Source organism: Candidatus Woesearchaeota archaeon (assembly GCA_027858315.1).
In the GTDB taxonomy this organism is placed as follows: Archaea; Nanobdellota; Nanobdellia; order Woesearchaeales; family UBA583; genus UBA583.
Map to the genome: position 1 here is coordinate 1 of JAQICV010000053.1, position 2,267 is coordinate 2,267.

Consider the following 2,267-nt stretch of genomic DNA (forward strand, 5'->3'; position numbering starts at 1 on the left):
TATAATGCCTAGAATTGAAGAAGTAGGAAAATTATTAGCAACTGAAAAATGAAACAAAGAATTACAAAAACAATTATGATGACCTAAATTTAAAGTTATTACTAATTTATTAAACTAAAAAATAATGCTTAATATAAACCTTGATAGAGAATTATCTGATAAAATAATATTAACTAACTAATTAATTATGGATAAGTATGAAATTGCAATAGATTTACAAGAAAAAAAAGGTAAGCTAGTGGAACATTTACAAAATGCTGAAAGTCCTGAAGAAACTCACAGACTATTAAGTCTAATGGAAAATATAAACCAAAGAATTAGTAATGCTTTATATTGAGATACTGAGACTTGTGTAATCGGATATGATTAATTATGAGTAACTGATGTTGATGAGCAGGAGGATTTAAGTTTAATACCCTGTTGCCACATATAAATAAACTACCTTTTCTTAATCCTAAAAAGATTAATAAATTATATATTGATATAGAAATAAAGGTATGCAATCCACACGATGATAGATTTGAATTATGATGATGGTTATTTGCCTTTCTAAGAGCTAATTATATATTTGCCTTAGACTTGATTAGTTTATTACAATGGACTACTATAACAGGAAGATTAGGTGTGTTTTTAATAGCTTTCTTTTGATTAAACATATTTGGAATAAGATATTTTAACTGGGGAGGTAAAAAGTCTTGAAAAACCTAGAAAAATAATTATACTATTATTATACTTACTTATTTGTAACTATGAATTCCGACATCTTAGACCACGAAAGAAAATGTCCCTTAAAGGAGGAATTTAAAAAGTGCGATATACAGAAAACTAAGGATATATCTGAATTAAGAACAGATATAGCTGTATTTAATAACTCTTTTAGGTCTATGGAAGAAAAGTTTGATAAACTAGAAGCAAGTCAAGATAAAAGATTTAATAAATTGGAACTAATAATGACAACATGGATTGATGCTGCTGATAATAAATATGCTACAAAAAAAACTACTGACTTTCAGACAAAGGTTTTACGGTTTTTAATAACATGAGTAATATCTTGTATGCTTAGTATTATATGGTATTTAGTAACATTTATATAAAAAATGAAAACAACTTGCTTTTTAATAACAATAATGACTATTATGCAAACCATTATATTAGTATTAATATATATAATATTAACAGCTAGTAATAATGTATTTTATGACCAACAAACACAGATTAATATAAATATAGAAAAAATAGCAAATCAACTAGAATGTGACCTTGAAGATAAATGTGGAATATTTCCTAATTAATAAACAATGGCATTATCAAAACCAAGAAAACTTAAACTAAAAAAAGCTATAGCTCTTAGAAAAGCTACTAGATTAAAAAAAGAAGCAGCAGAAAAGACAAGCAGAGCTCCTAATAGATTAAAGAGATTATTTCAAACTAATACTTAAATTATGTTTCAAAGAGCTAAATTATATGTGCAAAATCGCAATGAGTGTACACTTGTTACATTAAAAAATATTGTAAGAACTCAATACGGTATTATTATGAAAGATACTCTTTGAGCTAAACTAATTACAATGGCTGAAAATATATGAATATGGAGCAGAGATAGTTGAGCTATATTCCGTTTTATATATAATTGGTTCACTAGCTGGTTTTATAAAGAATATTGAGTAGAAGTAGATGTAAAAGCAGTTGATATAATGTCAGATGAATTTGAAGAAATGATAAGAAAATGATATTCTTTTGGACTTTGACTCCAATTTGCAAGTAACTGGTATAAACAAGTTAGGGTTGATTGAGAAATAACACTAGATGAAGTAAAAACTTTTAATCTAACTCAAAACAAAAGATATTGACATAATCATACATATAAACACGAGTACATTATAGAAAGTTTAGCAAGTGTTGAGGATAAGACTATTAAATTTAGTATAGAAGCTCTTAGAGAGGCAGTTAGTATGTGAATTTATTGGAGTTCTGCCCGTACTATAATAATAAAAGATGAGTTAATTAATTTTTATGCACTTGAATTAAACAAATGAACAGTTTATGAGAATATAGAAACTATGGATATTGCAGATAGAAAATCACTAGATAAAGCACTTTACCTAAGAATCCTAAAATAAATTAAACAATAAAATATAAAATAGGCAATACTAAAAGTTTTGCTTTTTTATTTGGATTATGATATAATGGAATTACTTTACTAATTAACAACACATTATGAATATTGAAGAAAAAAGGAAAAGGAATAGAAACTATCAGGCTAAACA

At 26.0% G+C, this 2,267-nt stretch carries 4 protein-coding genes; all 4 read left to right on the top strand.

Features of this window, described 5'->3' with window-relative positions; translation table 11 throughout:
- Positions 1 to 187: 187 nt before the first annotated feature.
- A complete protein-coding gene (locus PF569_04750; protein MDA3855542.1) occupies positions 188 to 337 on the top strand; it encodes a hypothetical protein in 150 nt (49 codons plus the stop codon).
- A 412-nt stretch (positions 338 to 749) separates the two neighbouring features.
- Positions 750 to 1,043, top strand: coding sequence for a hypothetical protein (locus PF569_04755; protein MDA3855543.1), 294 nt, complete (start codon positions 750 to 752; stop codon positions 1,041 to 1,043).
- 54 nt (positions 1,044 to 1,097) lie between these two features.
- Positions 1,098 to 1,292: a hypothetical protein gene (locus PF569_04760; protein ID MDA3855544.1), complete on the top strand. Its 195-nt coding sequence runs from the start codon at positions 1,098 to 1,100 to the stop codon at positions 1,290 to 1,292.
- Between the two features lie 6 nt (positions 1,293 to 1,298).
- Positions 1,299 to 1,439, top strand: coding sequence for a hypothetical protein (locus PF569_04765; GenBank protein ID MDA3855545.1), 141 nt, complete (start codon positions 1,299 to 1,301; stop codon positions 1,437 to 1,439).
- The last annotated feature ends 828 nt before the right edge of the window (positions 1,440 to 2,267 follow it).